The sequence below is a fragment of the Alistipes shahii WAL 8301 genome (assembly GCF_025145845.1).
GTDB lineage: Bacteria > Bacteroidota > Bacteroidia > Bacteroidales > Rikenellaceae > Alistipes > Alistipes shahii.
This window is the reverse complement of record NZ_CP102253.1, coordinates 1,407,470-1,429,602: the sequence shown is the minus strand read 5'-3', so window position 1 is coordinate 1,429,602 and position 22,133 is coordinate 1,407,470. Positions and strand designations below refer to the sequence as shown.

Annotated in this window: 15 protein-coding genes; 13 read left to right on the top strand and 2 right to left on the bottom strand. The window is 57.2% G+C overall.

Annotated elements, in window-relative coordinates:
- Nucleotides 1-64: 64 nt before the first annotated feature.
- Together NQ492_RS06150 and NQ492_RS06145 are read left to right on the top strand one after the other, a co-directional pair.
- The gene (locus NQ492_RS06150) at nt 65-268 is read left to right on the top strand and encodes a VOC family protein (protein WP_015547128.1); all 204 of its coding nucleotides are present in this window, start codon (nt 65-67) and stop codon (nt 266-268) included.
- On the top strand, nt 265-639 hold the full coding sequence (locus NQ492_RS06145) for a DUF488 domain-containing protein (protein WP_015547129.1): 375 nt from the start codon (nt 265-267) through the stop codon (nt 637-639). The genes NQ492_RS06150 and NQ492_RS06145 overlap by 4 nt, the downstream gene beginning before the upstream one ends.
- Here NQ492_RS06145 and NQ492_RS06140 read toward each other — a convergent pair.
- Nucleotides 626-982 (bottom strand): cystatin family protein, encoded by a 357-nt coding sequence (locus NQ492_RS06140; protein WP_022061555.1) that lies wholly within the window; start codon nt 980-982, stop codon nt 626-628. The genes NQ492_RS06145 and NQ492_RS06140 overlap by 14 nt on opposite strands.
- Before the next feature lie 256 nt (nt 983-1,238).
- Here NQ492_RS06140 and NQ492_RS06135 point away from each other — a divergent pair, with 256 nt between their 5' ends.
- Genes NQ492_RS06135 through NQ492_RS06125 form a run of 3 tightly spaced genes read left to right on the top strand, consistent with a single transcriptional unit; the run spans nt 1,239 to nt 4,850 of the window.
- On the top strand, nt 1,239-1,832 hold the full coding sequence (locus NQ492_RS06135; RefSeq protein WP_044054779.1) for a DUF3575 domain-containing protein: 594 nt from the start codon (nt 1,239-1,241) through the stop codon (nt 1,830-1,832).
- A 12-nt stretch (nt 1,833-1,844) separates the two neighbouring features.
- On the top strand, nt 1,845-2,342 hold the full coding sequence (locus tag NQ492_RS06130) for a DUF3868 domain-containing protein (protein WP_044054354.1): 498 nt from the start codon (nt 1,845-1,847) through the stop codon (nt 2,340-2,342).
- A 12-nt stretch (nt 2,343-2,354) separates the two neighbouring features.
- Nucleotides 2,355-4,850 carry a PDDEXK family nuclease gene (locus NQ492_RS06125; RefSeq protein ID WP_050794772.1) on the top strand — a complete coding sequence of 832 codons (2,496 nt, stop codon included), beginning with the start codon at nt 2,355-2,357 and terminating at the stop codon, nt 4,848-4,850.
- 71 nt (nt 4,851-4,921) lie between these two features.
- On the opposite strand, the gene NQ492_RS06120 is transcribed toward NQ492_RS06125, so the two are convergent.
- A complete protein-coding gene (locus NQ492_RS06120; protein WP_015547134.1) occupies nt 4,922-5,509 on the bottom strand; it encodes an HdeD family acid-resistance protein in 588 nt (195 codons plus the stop codon).
- Nucleotides 5,510-6,304: 795 nt separating this feature from the next.
- On the opposite strand from NQ492_RS06120, the gene NQ492_RS06115 reads away from it, so the two are divergent.
- From NQ492_RS06115 to NQ492_RS06080, 8 genes are all read left to right on the top strand, one after another.
- The gene (locus NQ492_RS06115) at nt 6,305-8,542 is read left to right on the top strand and encodes a hypothetical protein (protein WP_044054356.1); all 2,238 of its coding nucleotides are present in this window, start codon (nt 6,305-6,307) and stop codon (nt 8,540-8,542) included.
- Between the two features lie 61 nt (nt 8,543-8,603).
- Complete coding sequence (locus NQ492_RS06110; protein ID WP_015547136.1) at nt 8,604-10,535, top strand: hypothetical protein; 1,932 nt, start codon at nt 8,604-8,606, stop codon at nt 10,533-10,535.
- A 192-nt stretch (nt 10,536-10,727) separates the two neighbouring features.
- Complete coding sequence (locus NQ492_RS06105; protein ID WP_015547137.1) at nt 10,728-13,910, top strand: SusC/RagA family TonB-linked outer membrane protein; 3,183 nt, start codon at nt 10,728-10,730, stop codon at nt 13,908-13,910.
- 35 nt (nt 13,911-13,945) lie between these two features.
- Complete coding sequence (locus tag NQ492_RS06100; RefSeq protein ID WP_015547138.1) at nt 13,946-15,592, top strand: RagB/SusD family nutrient uptake outer membrane protein; 1,647 nt, start codon at nt 13,946-13,948, stop codon at nt 15,590-15,592.
- A gap of 43 nt (nt 15,593-15,635) precedes the next feature.
- The gene (locus NQ492_RS06095; RefSeq protein WP_044054358.1) at nt 15,636-18,176 is read left to right on the top strand and encodes a hypothetical protein; all 2,541 of its coding nucleotides are present in this window, start codon (nt 15,636-15,638) and stop codon (nt 18,174-18,176) included.
- Nucleotides 18,177-18,273: 97 nt separating this feature from the next.
- Nucleotides 18,274-20,262, top strand: a complete 1,989-nt coding sequence (locus NQ492_RS06090; RefSeq protein WP_015547139.1) for a S8 family peptidase — start codon at nt 18,274-18,276, stop codon at nt 20,260-20,262.
- Nucleotides 20,263-20,276: 14 nt separating this feature from the next.
- On the top strand, nt 20,277-20,741 hold the full coding sequence (locus NQ492_RS06085; RefSeq protein ID WP_015547140.1) for a lipocalin-like domain-containing protein: 465 nt from the start codon (nt 20,277-20,279) through the stop codon (nt 20,739-20,741).
- A gap of 438 nt (nt 20,742-21,179) precedes the next feature.
- Nucleotides 21,180-22,094, top strand: coding sequence for a transposase (locus NQ492_RS06080; protein WP_259872901.1), 915 nt, complete (start codon nt 21,180-21,182; stop codon nt 22,092-22,094).
- The last annotated feature ends 39 nt before the right edge of the window (nt 22,095-22,133 follow it).

Here is a 22,133-nt window from a genome sequence, read left to right as displayed (position 1 = left end):
GGCGCCCTTCATTTTAGGGCTTTCAGGCCCGCTTTTTGTTCCTCGTCTCTAAAATTGACCGACTATGAAATTGAGTAACGCAAGCTTGCGGGTCTGGGACTACGGCAAGTGTTTCCGTTTTTATGCCTGTGAAGCCCTTGCCGCAAAGGGTGTCGGGTTTGTCGATCGCCCGTCCGACATACCCGGTTGGGGAGTGCGGGCCGTTCGTTTGAGAGCCCCGGAAGAGAGTCAGATCGAACTTTTCACCTTTTTTGGAATAATCCCATGACACGGATACGGATCAAACGGGTTTACGAAGCGCCGGCGCCGGACGACGGCTGCCGCGTGCTGGTCGACAGGCTCTGGCCGCGGGGCGTACGCAGAGACGCCCTGCATTGCGACGTCTGGGCCAGGGACCTTGCGCCTTCGGCCGGACTGCGCAGCTGGTATCACGCCGACCCCGGGGACCGCTGGGAGGAGTTCCGCCGCCGGTACACCGACGAGCTGCGTGCGTCGCAGGCCGTGCGGGAGTTCGTCCGCGGAATCGAAGGTGTGGACACGGTGACGCTACTCTACGCCTCGAAAAATGCGGCGGAGAACCATGCGCTCATCCTGCAGGAGTATTTGCAGAGAGCTGCCGGAGGGGCTACAACCGCGTGATCTTCGCGATTTTCGCCTCGCCCTGCCCCGGCAGCGGCTGGAAGACGATGATTTCGGCCTCGTAGGTTTCGAGGCCGGGCGTCGTGGTTTTCGCCGTGCAGATGAAGCGGTAGTTGGTTCCCGCCACGACCTGCGTGGCGACGCTCTCCGGGGTGTAGCTTACGCCGGTCATGCCGGTCGTCGCCCGGCGGAACAGTTCGCGATCGGACGCTTCGAGAGGCCGCTGCCCGGTATAGCCGCCGCACAAAATCGTTTTTTCCTGTTGCTTTTCGGTCCGTTTTTCCGGACTTCCGCATGCGGTCAGCAGCATGGCCGCAAGTGCTGCAATCGTTAATTTCAACATCGTCAGGGCGTTTTAGGTGCGAAAATTACTGATTTTCCGCCGAAAAGCCAAATAAACCGCGTGCAGGTGCCCGGACGCCGCGGTTCCGGGCCTGGACGTTTCGGTGTTTTAAGGTTCGGCGTGCTATATATGATACGTGTGTTTTTGTGTTTTATGTCCAATTTTGCACCGTTAATTGTCTGAAATGGCGACGGGAACAGACTTTTGGGCCGGTTCGGACATGTGCAAACACGAATCAATTTGTGTGTCTATGAATATGAATAAGAAGATCCTTCCGGCGCTTCTTTTGGCCGTGTGCTGCTGGGCCGGAGCGTCGGCGCAGCAGGTGGCTGTGAAGACCAATCTGCTTTACTGGGCTGCCGCGACTCCGAATGTCGGGGCCGAGGTGGCCGTCGGGAAGCATTCCACGCTGGGATTCTCGGCCAACTACAACCCCTGGACCATCGGTTCGGACAATAAGATCCAGCATTGGTTCATCCGCCCCGAGTACCGTTACTGGGTGACCGAGAAGTATACGCGCCTCTTTTTCGGGGTGCACGCCATCGGCGGCAAGTTCGAGGTCGGCGGCTTCAAGCTTCCGTTCATCGGCGACAAGGTATTCAAGGGGTTGCAGACCAACTATTACAAAGGTTCGTTCGTCGGCGCAGGCATCAGCATCGGTTACCAGTTTTACGTCAGCCCCCACTGGAACCTCGAACTTTCGGCCGGCGCCGGACTGGCCCGCCTGAGCTACCATGCCGAGCCGGTCAGCGGCCCGAAGCGCAGTTCCTACGTCGACTCCAAGCGTTTCCTGCCGATCCCCACCGAGATCGGCGTAACGTTCGTCTACCTGTTCAACTCCAAGAAATAAACGATGCGTCCCATGAAAAAATACTGCTTCCTTTTCGTATTTCTCGTTGCGGCGCTTTCGCTCCGCGCCCAGATCGTGGGCGATGTCGCCGTGACGCGCAAGGTGCTGGCCGAACGCGGCGGCGAGCTGCACATGGTGCTGGAAATATCGGTGTCGCGCAAGGCCGTGACCCGCTCGCAGAGCTGGACGATCCTGCCCGAGCTGAGCACCCCCGACCGCAAGTCGGTGAAACTCTTTCCCCACATCCTCATCAACGGCCGCTATCAGCAGCACATGCAGGAGCGTCGCCGCCGTCTTTCCGGCGCCTACTGGGCCGAGCGGCAGCCCTATATGACGATCAATGCCGATAAAAAGACCGATCAGGTGTTCCGTTACGAGATGAAGGTGCCCTACGAGAGCTGGATGGCCGGCGCCACGCTGGTGCTGCGCCAGGTTCAGACCTCGCCCGGCGGCGTCAGGCGGGTCTTTACGGTCGATGTGAACGGTGCGGTGGACGTTTCCCGCAAGTAAATGCCTGCCCGGATGATGAAACAGCGCGAATGGATGGGGTATGCGGCGGCCGTTCTTGCCGCGGGCGCATTCCTGACCGGGTGCGGAAATATCCGCAAACTGGCCAAGAGCGATCCCGAAGTGGGGGTGCACCTCCCGGCCCGGTCGGCACAGAACCCCGTGGCGCAGGCCGCCGATACGGCCCGCACCCAGAAGATCATTACCTACCGCAAGCAGGACGGCACGGAGCTTTTCATTACGCCCGTGGACGTCGATTCGCTGTCGGGCGAGAAGATGATGTCGGTGGCCATCGACGAGGTGGTCATTTCGGCCTCGAACCGCCGCAACCTGGTGGAGCGCAACGGTAAGATCAACGTCGAGTTCGTCGTGTCGGTCCCGCAGGAATTGCAGGCCCGGAACTGGCAGCTGGTCGTCGATCCGCAGCTGCTCAAGGGGGCGGACACGCTGGCGTTCGATCCGCTGGTTTACAGCGGCGACCGCTTCAGGACGATGCAGCGGCGCGAATATGCGCGTTACGACGACTACCTCGGGCGGATCGTCGACAGCGCGGATTACTTCGAGCGGTTCGGCGATAAGAGAGCCTATTCCCGCTATATGGACCGCGTGGCGGAGCAGCGGACGAAGTATGCCGACGCCGAAGCCCGTCTGGAACGGATGACGCCCGAGGAGGCGATGTTCGACAGGCAGGTGGGATGGACGACGCGCGGGGAGCGCCGCCGGCAGTACGCCCGGCTGCGCCGCTACGTCACGGCGACCGACCGCAAGGTGCGGGAACGGACCTCCTACACGCCGGACGCCAGCGACAAGTTCGACCATCTGAACGACTATTTTGCGCCGCGTTACCGGCATGCCTATACGGGCGACGACGTGCTGCCCGGCGGCGGGATCTACACCCGCGTGCAGGGCGAATACCCGGTCGACGGGGGCCGTGAACGCGAGGCTTACATCCGTTCGCTGACGGAGAATCCGGGGCGTGTTTACGGCGAGGTCTATACGGCCGACGATGCCGGGATACGCGCGCTGGCGGGCCGGCGGCTCGCCTACACGGGGCTGCGCCGTCCGGAGGTCGAAGGGCTGCTGCGCGAAACCGGAGACAGCGCCGCCCGTGAGAATTACCGCATCCGCAAGGAGTATGCCGCCGACCGTCTGGCGGCGCTGAACGCCCTCGATACGGCGGAGGTGCGGCGCGGCATGCTGCGCGAAGGAGAGCTGCGGCGCAATTACGAGCGGGCCGTGAACAGTCCTGCGGCTTTCGCGCGCCTGGTGCGCCATCCCTATTATGCCGACGCACGGCTCGACACGGTGATCTGCCGGCCCGACGGGCGGATCGACTATTATTACACCGAGCAGGTGCAGGCCGACGAAAACACGTCGAAACTCTATCTCTGTCTGGCCGGGGAGGTCGAGGACCGGAGCGGCCGCACGTATAGGATCACCCGGTCGGACACGCTGACCTACAACGTGGCCTCGATGACCACGTTCCTCGACGAAACGACGCGCTACATGCAGCGCATCGTGCTGCGCGACGCCGAGGCCAACGCGCGCTTCTTCTTCACCTTCCCGTCGGGCAAATCGACCCTTGTGGACACGCTGACCGCAAATCGCCGTCAGATCGCCGCCGTGCGTTCGCTGACGCGCGGCCTGATGACCGATCCGGTCTACATCATCGACAGCATCACGCTCCGCGCCACGGCTTCGCCCGAGGGAACCTGGCAGGTCAACGAGCGGCTGGCCCGCGAACGCGCCGAGGCGCTGCGCCGGGTGCTCGTGTCGGAGTTCCGCACGCTGTACGACTCGCTTCGGGTGTCGGGCAGCTATACGCTCGACGAGAACGGACGGCAGGTGCTCGACAGGTCTGCCGGGGAGCAGCTTCCCGATCTGCCGAACCTGCTGCGCACGAAGTGGCTGGCCGAGGACTGGGACGAACTCTGCCGGCTGGTAGCTGCCGACACGCTGATCGCCGACAAGCAGGAGGTGTTGGCCATGATGAAGTGGGAGGGCAATCCCGACACCCGCGAATGGCGTATCCGGATGAAATATCCCAAGGCTTACGAGCGTATGCGCCGGGTGATCTACCCGCAGATGCGCGCCGTGGATTTCCGGTTCAACCTCCACCGCCGCGGCATGAAGCAGGATACGGTCTACACGACCGAGGTCGATGCCGAGTACATGCACGCCGTGGAGCTGCTCAAAAAGCGGCGGTATGAGGAGGCGCTCACGATCCTGCGTCCCTACGAGGACCGCAATACGGCGCTGGCCTACATGTCGCTGGGGTACGATGCCGCGGCGTACCGCATTCTGCGCGCCGAGCCGGACGCCGCTTCGACGCCCGACATCCAGTACATGCTGGCCATCCTTGCGTCGCGTCTGGGCGACGAGGAGCAGGCCGTGACCTATTTCCTGCGCTCGGTGGAACTGCGCGAGAGCCTGAAGTTCCGCGGCAATCTCGATCCCGAAATCTCCCGTCTGATCCGCAAATACGGGTTGTTCCGGGAGGATTTCGAATAGATGCCGCCGGAGAGATGAAAACCGGGACGCTCCCTCGTGGGAACGTCCCGGTTTTTTCGTCGCCGGACGTGTCAGCGGTCGCTGTGGAGGCAGTGGTGGGCGTTGCGGAGCTGGAGGGCCAGCGAGAAGGCTGTGATGCCGGCCAGGAGCAGCGTGATGCCGACCCAGACGATGACGGCCGTCGTGCCGATGACCAGCGGCTGGAACAGAATCCACAGCGAGCAGAGCAGCAGCAGCACGCCCGTGAAGATGGTCCAGCCCGAACCGGCGATCTCCAGGGCGCTCATGTCGCCGCCCAGTCCGATGGCGCTGAAACCGCGCATCATCAGCCAGAACCCGAGGAAGATGGGCAGCGTGGCGGCCGAAAGCCCGACGTTGAAGATCAGGATGATGCCGAGGATGATCTCGATGATCCCTCCGGCCATCATCCAGCCGCGGCCCGTGATGAAGTGTTTGTTGGCCGAGGAGAGCACGACCTCCAGGATGCCCGAAATCAGCATCAGCCATCCGAAGACGAGCGACATGCCCAGGTAGCTCTGGGCAGGGTAGACGAAAATCAGCACGCCGACCGCGAAGAGCGCGATGCCGATGATCAACAGCAGCCACCAGTAGCGGACGGCCTGTTTCGAATTTTCGATCAGTGAGGAAAAGTTGTTCATGGTATGAGGAATTTCTTCCTCTCGGAGCAATTTGCGTACCAGAGCCGTCGGGCCGCATACGCGGAAAAGGCCGGACAATCAGCCGGATGCCGGGCAGGGAAGCCGCGGGGCGCAGGGACGGGTTTCGGATTGACGCGGCGGGACCCTGATTAGCGGGGCAGGGTTCGGGTTGGCGGTCCGGGGCGGACTGGGTCGCCGGGATACGGTGGGGCGGGGAGAACCGTTTCGCCGATTTCGGGACGGAGATACCTGCTGTTTCGAAGCGCATCCGTCATCTTTTTCAAAGCGGAGAACTGGAGCGCGAGGCGACTGTTTCCGAAATGGTTCGTCCGCTCATCTGGAAAGAGATCATATTTATATTATATAGTATATTTTATTCCATCCTTGTTTTTGGTTTGGCGGAGCAGTTTCGAAGCGGTTGCCCTGTCCGATTTCGCCGTCGGTCTGAAGTGCGAATCTGTTCTTAAAATGCGCATTTTGCAAGACTTTTTTATGCATTTGGAGCGTAATTGCCGATGATTTTTTTACAAAAAATTAATTAGGATAAAATCTTTTTATTATTTTTGCGACAAAGAGATCCTCTTTCCTCGTCAAATCGCGAGGGGGGGGGGATTTTTCCTTGGCGCCGTTCTCGTGTCAAGTCGATAAAATCCCGAAAACTCGATAAGTAATTTTTCTGGAATCCGTCCAGGGTTTCATTTTGTAGATTGTATCGACTGTTTTAAGTATGGCATTTCATTATGCTTATCACATCCGAAAGCCAAACCGGGAAGCCGGTTCATTAAATCTCATCCTATGAAAAAGTTATACCTATCCTTTCTGGCCATGCTTTGCATGGCAGGAGCGTCCGTACTGAATTCATGTTCGGACGACGATTCCACTTCATCCGGCAACCCCGACATGCCAGAAAGCGGGAATGCCCTGATCTGCAACGGTGTCGTACGGGAAATCAAATCCGCCGTCTACTCGGTCGAGACACCCGGAAACGGCGAAAAGGCAGATGCTTCGGAAGCTGCCTCCGTCTATACGATCTATCTCTCGCCGACGGCAGGGCTTGTGGATGTGGACGGCATGCTGATCGCCGACGATGCCGTCAAAATTACCGTCAAACAACCTTCCGGAGCCGTCGATTTTGCGGTTGCCGGCAACGGAATCGCCTATGGGGAGATCGACGTAAACTCCTCGAACGTCGGAGAAGCTTCGAAAGCAGTTCTCTCGGTCGAATTCCTCTCGGCCCGCGTCGCTCGTATTTCCGCCGAAATCGAAACCGGCGGAAAAACGCTGACGGTCGCCTATTACGGACTGTGCAAGAATTCCGACGCTTCGGAGGAGGGAGATGACGCAGACAAGGTGTTGCTGGATAAAGTTCCGCTGTCGTGGTACCTCGGCCCGGTCAAGGGCGTGGAGTCGCACAACTATTATATGGCCTTCACGGATGCCGAGCATACCGTATCCAAAGGGCGGGTGACGCTCAAAGAGGCGGGTTACCTTTTCGTGGCCGACCTCTATGCGGTTCCGGGCGAAGATGCCTACACGCTTCCCGAGGGTGAATATATGGCCAGCCAGCTCAACGAGGATCACACGTTCACGTCCCAATATACCGGTGTTCAGTATATCGACGCCGAAGGCAATAAGACCCAGTTGTCGCTGGTTTCGGGAGAGCCGTTGAAAGTCTCCCGCGAGGGTGACGTCTGGAGCGTTTCGCTTCGTTTCGTCGATACGGACGGTTCCGAAAAGAGCATCGTCTACGAGGGACAGCTCCAGATCGTCGATCAGCCGGAGGACGGCGGCTTCTACCTGCCGCAGATCGGACGCGACGTGGAAGTGGTCGGATTCAGCGCCACCGCGACCTATTACGGCAACATGCTCGAAGCAGGTACCGGCATGATGCAGATCAACATTTACGACGAAACCTACGACACGGAGGAGGGGCAGGGCGGTCTCGCCGCTGCGCTCGTCGTATTCAACGACCTGTTCGGCAATCCGAAGGAAGCCGTGATCAAGCCCCACGAATATCTGGTCAACACCTCGTTCCAATGGGGGTCGTGGATGCCCGCCGTGGAAATTCCGATGGAGGGGCTGGTATTCCCGCTCGGCACTTATGTCCAGTTGGACGACGGAACCTCTTTCGGACAATTTTCCTACGGAAAGGAGGGCATCATCAAGATCGAGGCCGCCGGTACGGCCCAAGGCGAAGACGGCAAAATAGAACCGGTATACAAGATCGAGTTCAACCTCACCTCGAAGGACGGCTTTACCCTCAAGGGCTCGTACACCGGAGTCATTCCGATCACCGACGCATCCGACGACAAGTCCGATGACGACGGCACCTCGACGCTCGAGCGTGACTACGACATGGATCTGTCGAAGATCAAAAAGGCGCATTACTATACTTCGGATCAGGTCTATATCCAAGGCATCGGCTACAAACCGATCAGTTCCTACGGATGCGGTCTGCAATTCATCAATATCGGTATCGAATGGGTAGGAGACCATCTCGAAGACTTCGTGGATCGCGAGCCGGGCGGTGACATCGTCCGTGTGGAACTTACCACCGAGCCGGGCAAGGAGAACGAAATCACTCCGGGAACCTACGAGGTGACCGAACAGCGCTGGCCGGCATACATCAAACCCGGCGTCATGATGCGCGGCATTATGCTGGACGGCGGTCTGCATGGCAGCCGGTGGATGCACCAGACTTATTCGATGTGGGGAGATGACAACAAGATCTTCGAATACATGGACGGACACGCCCTGCTCTACGACGGTCAGGTTACGATCACCAAGGTCGAGGACGAAGGCAAGGAGAACTGGTACCGGTTCGAGGTCGACGGCATCTGCGTGCGCAAGCATCATGTGCGCGGAACGTGGGAAGGCCCTGTCGTAAGCCAAACGGGGCGTGCTGCGGCCGAAAAGGATCATCTCGAACCGCCCAGACTGCTTCGCCGCCTGCCGGCTCCGTCGGTTCCGATGAGCCGTCTGGCCGAAGAACTGCCGGGCATCATGTTCCGCAAGGCCGGAATGACCGAATGACAACAGAAAAACCGGATAGCGCGGGGTTTTCCCGAACCCCGCGCTATTAAAAACAATCGTTATGAAAAACTCGACCCATTACAGACTGCGCGCGCTGGCGTGCGCGTTGCTCGCATCGGCAGCCATGCTGGGTGCATGCGATGACGACGATCCCAACGACGACCCCGACCCCGGGAAGAAGCCTCCTGTAACTCTGACCGATCAAATCCAGTACGACGGAGGCGATCTCGTCGGCATCAAGTCGGCAATCTATGTCGCTGAAGAAGACGGCAGCCACACCTTTTATCTCTCGCCGACCGAGGGGCTGATCAATGCCGAGCAGATGAAACAGGCCGACGATTATCTGCGCGTGATGGTGGAGAGCCCCAAGGGCACCGTGAACACGGCCTCCGATCCGTTCGAAATCGAATACAAGGATATTTCGGTGAAAAAGACGACGATGAACGACGTCGCGAGCGTAGAACTCTCCGCCGATCTGGTGACGGAAACCCGGCTCAATCTCTATACCTACGTCGAATTGAAGAGCGGCAAGACGCTGATCGCCCGTTACCAGAATACCTGTACGGAAGAGCGTGACGTCGAACTGACGAACCAATACGAGATCGACAATCGGATCGCCGCCGTCGGAAGCGTCGTCGAGTGGCGCAATGTCCGCGAAGGCAACCGCCGCTTCTGCCTCTACGAGCAAGAGGGCCTGACCGCTCCCGAGGAGGGGGCTGCGGGCGTGGAGATTCTGCTCGCCAAGGAGCTGTTCGGAACGGCGGAAATAGACCTCGCGACGGCCGATCCCGCGAAGGTGCAGATTCGCTGCGGTGAATTCGCAACGGGCGCCGGGACGACCGGAACGCTGACGGCGAAGTACCTGAAGGATAAATTCGGCTCGATCGAGGGGCTCGTCGTCGCGCTCGACGCTTCGAAAGACGGGAAGCGCCTGCGTGCCGCCTACGAAGGCACGTTCGCCGGAGGCTATGCGGCCACCAATACGATCAAGGTGACGGAGCCGGCAGCCGGAGGCGAGGCTGCGGCCGCAGCCGAGGCCCCGATCGCCGCGCTCTTCTCGCAGGAGCCGCAGGTCGGCAGCTACGTATTCGCTTTGGGCGATGCCGAAACGGCTGCAGCCCCGGCCGATCTCGCCAAAGGTCATTGGGCTGCGTATGTGCGGGTGCTGAAGGCCAAGTTCGACGACGTGATCGACGTTGCGGCGCAGACCTCCGATTACTGGTTCCGGCTCTACGACCACAAGACCTATCAGACCTACTACGGCGAGGATGCCGGATTGACCGGTACGATCGAGACCCATCCCAATCCCGCCGGCGGCAAGGAGATCTATCTGCGGGTAAGCCTGACGCTGAAAAACGGCATCGGGGTCGAAGCCGAATACTACGGCGTGCCGACGGCTGCGACGGCCGACGCAATGGATGAAGAAACATTGAAGCCCGTCAAACCGTTCGAGCCCTATATCAAATTCCTGGACAAGGATAACAAGGACATGCTGTATTGGCCCGTTACGGCGATGGAGGTGCGGCACGACCCGGCTTATCGGGATAGTTATACCGGCGATCTGCTATCGGGATATTGCTTCTATTTCCGGAATGCTTTCACCGAGAGTATCGATGCGGATAATACTACTCCGATGTTTTTCCTGCCGGACAGCTACCTCGACCATGAAGGAGAGATCGACCTGCCTGCGGAAGGCACGAATTGCAAATGGAACCTCAGGTTCCAGTATATGTATCTGTCCTCATATAACGGGTACGGATATTCCGACAAGGATAAGTACTGCATGCGGTGTCCCGAGAAGGCGGCAGTAACCGTCAAGCAGGAGAATAAGGAGAGGATCTTCAAATTCTCGATGGTCGATTGGGGAGTATTCAGTACATGGAACCCTGATCCGACCGGAACCGGAAACACCTTGATCATCGAATTCCGGGGCAAGGCTACCAAGTATTCGGGCTCGAAGCCGAACGACCTTGCAGACGATTTCTACGAATAGGCTGCGATCCGGCCGGTTCGGTGACCGGACAGGCGGATGACAGCCTCCCCCCCCCTCCCTCCGGGCTTCCGGAAGGGGAGGGGATATGTTTCGGCTCCGGGCCGGAACACGAAGACGGCAAATTTTCTACAATCATTTTTTTACCAGCGTTAAAATGGCGCATTTATGACCAAAAAAATCTTTCTATCATTGATGGCTGTTCTCGGCCTGCTCCTGTCCGCCCATGCGCAGGAACGGGAAATTACGGGTTCGGTCAAAGATCATGCGGGGGCCGGCATCGTCGGCGCCACCATTCTGGTCGAAGGCACTACGAAGGGTACGACCTCCGGTGCGGACGGCAGTTTTTCGATCAAAGCCGCACCGGACAATGTGCTGGTCGTGTCGTTCATGGGTTATCAGTCCCACACGATCAAGGTGGGAACGCAAACCCGGATCGACGTCGTGCTGAAAGAGAACACACAGGCTATCGACGACGTGATCGTCGTGGCGTTCGGTACGGCAAAAAAGGAGGCTTTCACCGGTTCGGCGACCGTCATCAAATCGGACGACATCGCCAAGTCGCAGCAGTCGAACGTAGCGCAGGCTCTGGCCGGAAAGGTCGCGGGCGTGCAGCTGACCAACACCTCAGGACAGCCGGGAGAGAGTCCGACGATCCGCATCCGCGGTTTCAGTTCGCTCAACGCCGGCAACGATCCGCTCTGGATCGTGGACGGCATGCCTTACTCGGGAGACCTGAACAACCTCAACCCGAGTGACATCGAGTCGATGACCGTGCTGAAGGACGCCGCCTCGAACTCGCTGTACGGCGCCCGCGGCGCCAACGGCGTGGTGATGATCACCACCAAAAAGGCCAAGTCGCAGGAGGCTCACGTGACAATCGACGCCAAGTGGGGCGTCAATTCGCGCGCCGTCCAGGATTATGCGTACATCACCAACCCGGCACAATTCTACGAACTGCATTACAGTGCGCTGAAAAACTACTATGTCAATTCGGGAATGAGTATCGGCGAGGCCCATTTGCGCGCCAATACGAATTTGACGGCCAATGCGAATGACGGAGGTCTGGGCTATATGGTCTATACGGTTCCTTCCGGGCAGGAGTTCATCGGCATCAACGGTAAGGTCAATCCCGCTGCGACTCTCGGCCGCCGTCTCGTCTATGAGGGCAAGGAGTACTACATCCGTCCCGACGACTGGACCGATGCGGCTTTCCGCTCGTCCCTGCGTCAGGAGTACAACGCTTCGATCTCCGGGCAGACCGGAAACGCCTCGATCTACGGATCGTTCGGCTATCTGAACAACGAAGGTATCGCCTACAACTCGGACATGGATCGTTATACGGCCCGTCTGCGCGTGGACTATCAGGCCAAGAAGTGGCTCAAGTTCGGCGCCAATGCCAACTACACGCATTTCCGCTACAACCAGATCGACGACAGCGGCGCCGGTAACTCGTCGGGCAACGTTTTCGCTTATACGACGGCCGTCGGTCCGATCTATCCGCTCTACATCCGCGACGGCGAGGGTAATGTCATGTACAACGAGGACGGCATCAAGCTCTACGACTACGGCAACGGCGACAATGCCGGTATGGAGCGTTCGCTCTTCCCCAACAGCAACGCCCTCTCGGATTCGCGTCTCAACAAACAGGAAGCCGAAGGCAATGCTTTCAACGGTACGGGATATATCGACGTCACCTTCCTCAAGGATTTCAAGTTCACGTTCAACGCCGGCGTTTCGCTCGACGAAACCCGCTCCACCTCGGTTACGAATCCCTGGTTCGGACAGTTCGCCAGCGAAAAAGGCATGGTCTCGAAAGGGCATCAGCGGAATTTCGACCTCAACCTGCAGCAGATTCTCAACTACACCAAGCAGATCGGCCACCATAACCTCAATGTGATGCTGGGTCACGAGTCCTACCAGAACCGCATTTACTTGTTGTCGGCTTCCAAAAGCAACATGCTGACGCAGGACAACGACGAACTGGCCGGGGCGATCATCGACAAACAGGGAGCCGGCTCCTACCGGAGGGAGTACAACAACGAGGGCTATTTCGCCCGCGTCATGTACGATTACGCAGGCAAATATTTCGCCTCGGCCTCCTATCGCCGCGACGCTTCTTCGCGTTTCCACCCCGACCATCGCTGGGGTAACTTCTGGTCGCTGGGCGGCGCATGGATCATTTCGAAGGAAAATTTCATGGAGAGCACCTATGAATGGCTCGACAATCTCAAGCTGAAGGCCTCGATCGGCTCGCAGGGTAACGACAACATCGGTAACTTCCGCTACACGAACACCTACACGATCGAAAACGCCAACGGAAAGGTCTCGACCGTCTTCAACGCCAAAGGATCCGAGAACATCACCTGGGAGACCAACTCCAACTTCAACGCCGGTGTGGAGTTCAGCTTCCTGCGCGGTACGGTTTCCGGAGGCGTCGAATATTTCCTCCGCAAGACGACCGACATGCTGCTGTCGTTCCCGGTAGCTCCGTCGCTGGGCTATTCGTCCTACTACGCCAACGTGGGCGACATGCGCAACAGCGGCGTCGAAATCGAGCTGAACTTTACGCCGATCCGGCGGGAGCATATCCAGTGGGACATCAATCTCAACATGACGCACCTGCGCAATAAGATCACCATGCTGCCTTCTGAACGGCGGACCAAGCAGGTCGATGGCTACTCCGGTTACGTGAGCGGCTCCACTTTCTTCGGAGAAGGGCTGCCGATGTACACTTTCTACATGAGAAAATATGCCGGGGTTTCGGACGAGGGCCTTTCGATGTGGTACATGGACGAAACCGACGACAAGGGTAACCCGACGGGCAAGCGCGTTACAACGACTGAATATGCCAAGGCATCGGACTATCTCTGCGGCGACCCGATTCCCGATCTCTACGGCGGTTTCGGCACGAGCGTCAATTTCCGGGGCTTCGACCTGAGCGTGGCCTTCACCTACCAGATCGGCGGTCTGGCCTACGACTCGGGCTATGCGGCGGCCATGTACTCGCCGGCCAACAAGACGACGGGTATGAACTGGCACAAAGACATGCTCGACGCATGGTCGGCGGACAATACGTCGTCGAACATCCCGCGTTTGCAGTATGAAGATAAGGATCAAAACGGTATGTCTGATCGCTTCCTTATGGACGCCAGCTACCTGAACCTGCAGAACATCAACTTCGGCTACACGCTGCCGTCGAATTTCACCAAGAAGGTCGGAATCGAGAAGGTGCGCGTCTACCTTGCCTGCGAGAATGTCTGGTACTGGTCCAAACGTCAGGGATTCGATCCCCGCTACTCTTATTCGGGAGCGACGAGCCAGGCCACCTATTCGCCTGTAAGAACGATTTCGGGCGGCATCAACATCCAATTCTAATCGGCCTCAAACACTTTACGACAAACGACATGCATATGAAAAAAGCGACAAACATAACGCTCGCGACGCTGGCGGCAGCTTTGCTGGCAAGCAGCTGCATCAAAGAAGCCGACCCCTATGAAATAGCCACCGAGGATCAGGTGACCCTCGAAACGCTGATCGAAGGTATTCCGGCCTCGCTCGTACAGGCCGGTTCCGCAGGCTATGCAAAGGATGGCCAAGCTTGGGATTTTGCCCTGCCGGCCATCCATATCGCCACGGAATCCATGACGGGCGACGTCGCCATCGGCGGCAATATCGGTTACGACTGGTTCGCACAGTGGGGAACCAACGAAGCGCTCGGCGCCGACTATGCCGTGGGTGCACTCACGTGGGACAACTACTATGCGTGGATCATGGCGGCCAACAACGTCATCAAACAGATCGACGCCTCGGATTTCGCGACGCTCGACGCCACGCAGAAGTCCTATCTGGGCTTCGCCTACGCCTATCGGGCCATGTTCTACCTCGATCTGGTGCGTCTGTACGAGTTCAAGGAGAACAATTACACCGAAGCGCCCGGGGTTCTCGGGCTGGGCGTGCCCATCGTACTGCCCGAGACTACCGAGGCCGAGGCCAAGAACAACCCCCGTGCCAAGGTCGACGACATCTACGATCAAGTGATCTTCCCCGACCTGGACAAGGCCGAAGAACTGTTGAGCGGCTTTACGGCTCCCGACAAGTATACGATCAGTCCGGCGCTGGTCTACGGACTGAAAGCCCGGGCCTGGCTTGAGCGCGGTACGGCCAAGAACGACGCCGAAGCCTATGTTTCCGCTGCCGAGTACGCCCGCTTGGCCATTAACGCCAGCGGCTGTACACCCCTGACGCAGGAGCAGTGGGAAGACCCCTCGAACGGCTTCAACAGCGCCATGTCGAACAATGCCTGGATCTGGGGCCTTGCGCTTCCGAGCGAGAGCGTTGCCAACCTGTTCTGCTTCACGGCGCACATGAGCACGGAGAACGCGTGGAGCGCCTACGGAAACGACGCCTGCCGCTGCATCAACAGCAACCTCTACAACAGTATCGACCTGCGCGACTTCCGCCGCCATTCGTGGCTCGATCCCGACCGCAAAGACCCGGAGAAGGAGTCCTACGACTACAAAAGCTGCCGTAAAGAGGGCAAGGAATACTTCAATGAACTGCCCGATTACGCGAACATCAAGTTCCGTCCGGCGCAGGGCGCTTATGAGGATTTCAAGGTCGGCGGAGCCGCAGACCATCCCTACATGCGCGTCGAGGAGATGTACTTCATCGAGGCCGAGGCCAAGGCGCATGAAAATCTTGGCGAAGGAATTCGGCTGCTCAATGAGTTCATGAACAATTACCGCATTGTGGGCGGAGGTTACGACTGTACGAACATGTCGTCGTCGGTTGAAAATTTCACCAACGAGCTGATGCTTCAGAAGCGCATCGAGTTCTGGGGCGAAGGCATCGTCATGTTCGACATGAAGCGGCTCGACATGTCCACCCGACGGGGCTATGTGGGAACCAACTCTCCTGCCTCGTACCGGCTGAATACGGAAGGCCGTGCACCCTACTGGAACTTCGTGATCTCGCGCGGTGAGACGCAGAACAACCCCGTCATCGCCACGCAGAACAATCCCGATCCTTCGCAAACGGTCAAGCCGTGGAACGGGTGATGACCATCTGCGATCAAGCTGTCAAATCTAAAAGCAAATTACCGTGAAGACATTCAAGCATATATTACCGTTCCTGCTGGCACTTCTTGTCCTTGCCGGCTGCGAGGACGACGTGAACTATACGCAGGGAACCGCGGAGAATCCCGATTGCTACGGTGTCTACTTCCCGAAGAAGCAGGCTACCCGGACCGATCTGGAGTTCGAACCGGGAACCCAGACCGAAGCGACCTATACGGTCAAACGGCGCAACACCGTGGATCCGATCGTCGTTCCGGTCGTCGTGAAGTCCAACGTCGAGAATATTTTCGTCGTCGAGCCGATCGCATTCGATGCCGGAGAGGACGAGACGACCTTTACGATCAGTTTCCCCGGAGCCCAAATGGGCACGACCTACACCTGCGATATCAACATCGAAGATCCGCGCTACGCTTCGATCTACGGTGCCGATAAGGTGAACCTTTCGATATCGCTCGTGCTGGCCAAATGGGAATTGGTCACCGACGAAAAGACCGGTGAGACCAAAGGCCGCTACCGCGACGACATTCTGGGCAACTTCGCGTCGATAGACAACCCCAATGCTAATCCGAATCCCGAAATTGAACTTGAAATCTACGAGCGTTCGGACAAGAAGGGCTATTACCGCATGAAAGCCTACACTCCGGAGCTGATGAACATCTTCGCCGGAGGACAGGTAAACCACGAGAACCGCAACGTCTGGACCTATGTCGATGCCTCGGATCCGAACAAGGTCTATTATCCCTACCAATCGACCGGTCTGACCCTCTTTGCCGATATGGGCGAGTGGTACATCGCATCGCAAACACCGGAAAATTTCGCCATGGACGAATCGGCCGGACAATATGGCACGCTCAAGAACGGCGTGATTACCTTCCCGGCGCAGGGTATCGTGCTCGAACCGAGCGAAGGTGAATATGCCGGAAAATTCTTCTATGCCAACGCAAACGGCCTGCAGCGGATCATGCTTCCCGGAGCCAGGGTCTACGACTACTCGGTGGCCCTCACTAAAAGCGAACCCGCAGACGGTGTCGTCGAAATCGGCGCCACCCTCTCCGAGGACATCCGGGAGTTCCGCTATGCGATCTTCACGGGCAATTTGAGCGACGGCGAGGCGAGTCTCAAGGCACAGGAGATGGCCGATGGCAAGATCGCCGCGGAACTCATCAAGACGATCACCGCTTCGGGGACGATTTCCGTTCAGGATCTGGAAGGCGGCACCGGCAAGTACACGCTTGTAGGCTGCATCTACGGTTCGGACGAAGAGGCGAATCCGGAGGGCGGCGAAACGGCGTCGCAGAATCTGAAAATGCAGGGCTACGCCTCCATTTCGTTCGGATATATCGCCAAGGGAGACGAGGACAAGGTTTCCGTCATTCTCAACATCGGGCTCGAAGCCACGAACGAATTCGCGGGACAGGGCATTACGACGGATAACTCGGCGAAATTCTGGGCCTATGGCGAGGGGATTGAATCTATCAAACACGGAGTCTTCAAGACAAAAGACATCCAAGGATTGGACATGACGGCTTTCCTCAAAGAGGAGGGCAAGGATTTCACCAAAGAGCAGCTCGACGCCATCAACGGCGGACATTACAGCGTCATGCTCACGGGGCTGAACGGCGACACGGAGTACACGTTCGCCGGACTGGCTTACAACGGATATGCCAGCAAACTCTTCACGGCATCCATCAAGACCACCGGCAAATACAACCCGGGATTGGAGAGCGAGTTCCTCTACTCGGACTTCCTGCCGCAGAAAGAGCAGCCCTCGAAGGAGTACCTGATTTCGACCGAATGGAACTATTATGCCGTCAACGTCATGGATGAGAAGCCGATGCGCCGGAAGATCGGCACGGTGACCATCGAAGACGATCCGGCGGACGACAGTTCGGCCGATCTGCTGACCATCACGGGACTCCCCGGGGTCGAGTTCGACGAAGGCGGTCGGATTCCGGCGGTCTACGTTCCCTCCACTGCTCCGCTCGCAGGCATAACCGGCGCTATCTCCCCGCTTCTTTCGCAAACGCCGATCGGTGTCATCAACGGAGAGGACATCCTCGCCGGCTGCGTCTCGGAGGAGAACCCCGAAGCCCTCTATGCGGTCAATTATCCGTTCATCGGAGGCGCCGTGGCCGACGGTTACATCTATTTCGTGCCCACCCCGAACTATGTCGAGCAGGGGGCCACGTTCCGTTATCTGTATACGTTGAGTACGACGACCCCCTATTCGATCCTTACGGATATGTTGCTCGTCGATCCCGCCAAGGATATGGGCGGCATTCCCGAACTGGCCGCAGAGCGGATTGCAGAATTGCGCCGAATGGCCGCAGGACTCCGGCAGCCGCGGAATTACGTCGAACGGCTCGAATTCTCCGTTTCCGCAGAACGCGGTTCCGTCAAAACCGTACCGACCGACTATGCGAAAGGATTCCTGCCCGCATCGGCTCCTGAAGCGAAAGTCGTAAGGGCTACGGTCGGATTCAGCGACGCTGTGCAGCGTGCGAACGGTTCGGGATCGGAACTCCGCTTCCGGAAAACGGCCGCTGCCGAAATCACGCTCAAGTAATATCGGATCGGGAGAGGCCGGTCGTCCGGCAAGTGTCGGCCTCTCCCTTTTTTCCAAGCCAAAAACAACCTGCCGGACTCAAAAATCAGCATGATATATGCATAACAAAACGAAACTCCTGATTTTCGCCTCCCTGCTGCTGGCCGCCTGCTCGACGGATCCCATGCAGGAAATACCGAACCGCGGGGATTCCGCTCCCGAAATCGAGACTTCGGACAAAATCTGCAATACGTCGGACGACGCCGTGGCCGGTTCGCTCATCGTAAAATTTGGCGAAGAAGCCATTCCCAGTCTCGAACAGAATGCGTTGAATGCGGCCAAGACCCGTTCGGCGCTGACCCGTTCGGGCATCGAATCCGTCGATGACATCCTGAACGACCTGCACGTCACCTCGCTGGAGCGCGTCTTCCCCGAAGCCGGCGAACACGAGGCCCGCACCCGTGCGGCAGGGCTTCACAGATGGTATGTGCTCGGGTTCGCATCGGAAGAGGATCTCGACAAGGCGGCCGAGAGACTCGCAGATGTCGCCGAAATCTCGAAAGTACAGTTCCGCACCCGTCTCTACCGGGCTTCCGACTGCAAAACCTATCCGTTTCAAGCAACGGCGAACGGCCAGACCCGCGCTTTGGTTACAGCGGATTTCAACGACCCGAATCTTTTCTGGCAGTGGCATTACATCAACAATGCCGACCAGGCCGTTGCCACTACATCGGTGGCCGGAGCCGACATCAATGTGGCCGACGCATGGAAGCTCACGGCAGGTAATCCCGAAGTCATCGTCGCCATCGTGGACGAAGGGGTGAAATACACTCATCCGGATCTGGCGGCCAACATGTGGATCAATCCGAACCCTTCGCCCGAATACAAGAACCAGGACATTCACGGATGGAACTTCGCTGCCGACGGTCCCATTTCATGGGGTCAGAAGGGCGATTCGGGACACGGAACGCACGTTGCGGGCACGGTAGCCGCCGTCAATAACAACGGCATCGGCGTCTGCGGCGTGGCCGGAGGTACGGGCAAGGGAGACGGTGTGCGTCTCATGTCGTGTCAGATCTTCTCGGGAGACCTGACGGGTGACGCCCTCGTGTCGAGCCGTGCCGTAAAATACGCCGCGGATCACGGTGCCTCCATCCTCCAGTGCTCGTGGGGCATCAAGGCGGGAATATACACGTCGGACAACATGTTCATCAAACAATCGCCGATGGATTACGAGGCGCTTCAGTACTTCGCCGCCCAGAAGAACTGCGAGGCCCTCGACGGCGGACTGATCATTTTTTCCGCCGGCAACGAATCGACAGCCATGTCCGGCTATCCGGCAGGCTATCGTGATTATATCTCCGTCACCTCGTTCTCGCCCGACTACCTGCCGGCCAATTATACCAACTACGGTTCCGGCTGTAATATCGCGGCTCCCGGCGGCGAAACGAGCGGTTTGAGCGGTGGGGAGAAAGCCGGCGTCCTTTCGACGCTTTGCTCCGAAACGAGCAACGGAGCGGATTACGGCTACATGCAGGGAACCTCGATGGCCTGCCCGCACGTCTCGGGCGTAGCCGCACTCGGCCTCTCCTATGCCCTGGAGAAAGGGAAGAGATACTCGCTCGACGAATTCAAGACCATGCTGCTCACCTCGGTCAATGAAATCGACTCCCGGCTGGGCGAAGGCTCGAAGGCCACGATCGCCGACGTGTCGATTTACCGCGGCAAAATGGGCACCGGCATTACGGACGCTTATCAGTTGCTCATGCAGATCGAAGGGACGCCCTGTCTGCGGGTCGCATTGGGCGAGGTGCAGCTCATTCCGCTGACGCAGCATTTCGGACAGGGTGCCGAAGACCTTACCTACACCGATATCCAGATGTCGGCCAAGGACATGGAAAAGCTTGGTATTAAGGCGGCTCCCAAAATGTATAATGGAAAACTGATGATCAAATGCACGAAACCCGGATCGGCCAAAATCAAGGTTTCGGCGATAGCCGGCGGTACGAAACCCGGAACGGGCGTCGTGATGGGCGGCATGGTCATCACCAAGGAATTCGCCGTCATCGCCCGTTCGGCCGGCGCAGCAAACGGAGGTTGGTTATAAAAACAGTGCTTGCAATGAAAAAACATCTTTATCATCTGCTCGTTTTCTCCCTGCTCGGCATTTTCGCCGCAAGCTGTTCGGATGACGACGATGCCCCCAACATTCAGTCGGAAATCGTAGGCGAATGGCGCCTCACTTCCTGGTCGGAGAGTGCTCCCGAAGGATTCGAGGTATACGTCGAATTCACTTCGGCAGCGACGTTCGGACTTTATCAGAAGGTCGAAACGTCGAACTACACCAAATACACCGGGCGTTATTCGATCGACGGATCCCGGCTGACCGGAGTGTACGACGACGGCGAGAGCTGGGGCAACGGCTACGATTTCGAGTTGACGAATGGCGGGAACACCCTGACGATGACCACCCGAACCGAGCCGGCCGAAACCAGCGTATATTCCCGGACGATCATTCCGGATGACGTGCGCAATGCCCGAACGTCCCGTGCCGAATCTTCTCTGGAAATGAGGCGAATGCTATAATCTGTAATATTCGCGCCGCTCCGCCATTAAGTGTAAGGTAAGGACAAGAAGATGCGGTTGAAACGCTAATAACGGTCAGACCAGTAACGCTTCAATGTGTGGAAGGCATTTGTCAACCGACAAATAATTTCGAGTGAAAATCTCTTACTATAATGTGTTAAAACATTAAAATAGAAAGTTCAAAATTACGAGATTGCTCACTGGGATAGGATGGCTAAAGCCATCCTATCTTTTTTTAGAATATTTCTACGAGAACTGGTATTGACGACAAAATAATTCCAATCAGCAGTTGAACTGCTGTGATTTATAAGTTTAACTGAGGTCATTTAAGCCTCGGAATTAGTTGTAAATATTTGAAAATCAAGGGATGAAAATACTTGCAAAATCCTTGGAAATCAGTAACTTAAAGTAAAAAAATACCCCTATTTTTTGCTTGTTATGATTCCCAAGGACAAAGAGTATAGACTAATAAAAATCTATATGTATATCTGCGATATGTACGAACAAAGCCTCAAATACCATTGCCAAAGATACAGCAATAATTCGAAACCGTTGTTCTCCGACGAGGAAATCCTCACGATTTATTTCTTTGTCGGTCATGAGCAGAAGTACACCCTCATCAAGGATATTCACAACTTCGCTAAAGAGTACTTGCGCGACTGGTTCCCGAACCTGGTGTCCTATCAGACATTCAATTACCGTCTCAACAGGATGGCCGGTGCTGTTAGGGAACTGTCCTCGCAGTTATTAAGGATGTTCAGGCCTTCTGACTGTCAGGATGATACCGTGATTGTTGACTCGATGCCGATAATCACATGCTGCGGAAGAAACCGTACAGGCAAGGTCGCCAGAGATATCGCAGACAAAGGATACTGTTCCACCAAGAACCTGTACTATCATGGACTAAAGCTTCACATGGTAGGATATCGCAGGAAAGGGCATCTTCCTCATCCGTGCCAGATAGCGCTCTCTCCTGCCTCCGAGAATGACCTGAAGGTCTTCCAGAGCGAATGCATGCCGGATCTTTTCAACAAGAAGATCTTCGCTGACAAGATATACCGAAGCAATGACTACTGGGAGCAGGAAAGACGCGATAAGGCCAATGAGTTCTACGCTCCCGTCAAGTCAATCAAAGGGGCTCCTGAAGAAGAGAAGCAGAGAAACAAGGCCGCTGATGACATTTATTCTCAAGCCGTTTCATCTGTCAGGGAACCCATTGAAGCGCTATTCAGTTGGCTGAACGAAAAAACAAATATTCAAAGAGCTTCAAAGTGCCGCTCTACTTGCGGACTGCTAATTCATACGATGGGAAAGGTAGCCATCGCATTTTTATATCTTATTTTCAACTACTGATTCAAATAAATAATAAATATGGCGATTTCCGGCGAGAAA

What these genes read in the sequence shown, in the direction of transcription:
- NQ492_RS06150 (WP_015547128.1), top strand. Translation starts at nt 65, where the DNA reads ATGAAATTGAGTAACGCAAGCTTGCGGGTCTGGGACTACGGCAAGTGT.
- NQ492_RS06145 (WP_015547129.1), top strand. Translation starts at nt 265, where the DNA reads ATGACACGGATACGGATCAAACGGGTTTACGAAGCGCCGGCGCCGGAC.
- NQ492_RS06140 (WP_022061555.1), bottom strand. Translation starts at nt 982, where the DNA reads ATGTTGAAATTAACGATTGCAGCACTTGCGGCCATGCTGCTGACCGCA.
- NQ492_RS06135 (WP_044054779.1), top strand. Translation starts at nt 1,239, where the DNA reads ATGAATAAGAAGATCCTTCCGGCGCTTCTTTTGGCCGTGTGCTGCTGG.
- NQ492_RS06130 (WP_044054354.1), top strand. Translation starts at nt 1,845, where the DNA reads ATGAAAAAATACTGCTTCCTTTTCGTATTTCTCGTTGCGGCGCTTTCG.
- NQ492_RS06125 (WP_050794772.1), top strand. Translation starts at nt 2,355, where the DNA reads ATGATGAAACAGCGCGAATGGATGGGGTATGCGGCGGCCGTTCTTGCC.
- NQ492_RS06120 (WP_015547134.1), bottom strand. Translation starts at nt 5,509, where the DNA reads ATGAACAACTTTTCCTCACTGATCGAAAATTCGAAACAGGCCGTCCGC.
- NQ492_RS06115 (WP_044054356.1), top strand. Translation starts at nt 6,305, where the DNA reads ATGAAAAAGTTATACCTATCCTTTCTGGCCATGCTTTGCATGGCAGGA.
- NQ492_RS06110 (WP_015547136.1), top strand. Translation starts at nt 8,604, where the DNA reads ATGAAAAACTCGACCCATTACAGACTGCGCGCGCTGGCGTGCGCGTTG.
- NQ492_RS06105 (WP_015547137.1), top strand. Translation starts at nt 10,728, where the DNA reads ATGGCTGTTCTCGGCCTGCTCCTGTCCGCCCATGCGCAGGAACGGGAA.
- NQ492_RS06100 (WP_015547138.1), top strand. Translation starts at nt 13,946, where the DNA reads ATGAAAAAAGCGACAAACATAACGCTCGCGACGCTGGCGGCAGCTTTG.
- NQ492_RS06090 (WP_015547139.1), top strand. Translation starts at nt 18,274, where the DNA reads ATGCATAACAAAACGAAACTCCTGATTTTCGCCTCCCTGCTGCTGGCC.
- NQ492_RS06085 (WP_015547140.1), top strand. Translation starts at nt 20,277, where the DNA reads ATGAAAAAACATCTTTATCATCTGCTCGTTTTCTCCCTGCTCGGCATT.
- NQ492_RS06080 (WP_259872901.1), top strand. Translation starts at nt 21,180, where the DNA reads ATGATTCCCAAGGACAAAGAGTATAGACTAATAAAAATCTATATGTAT.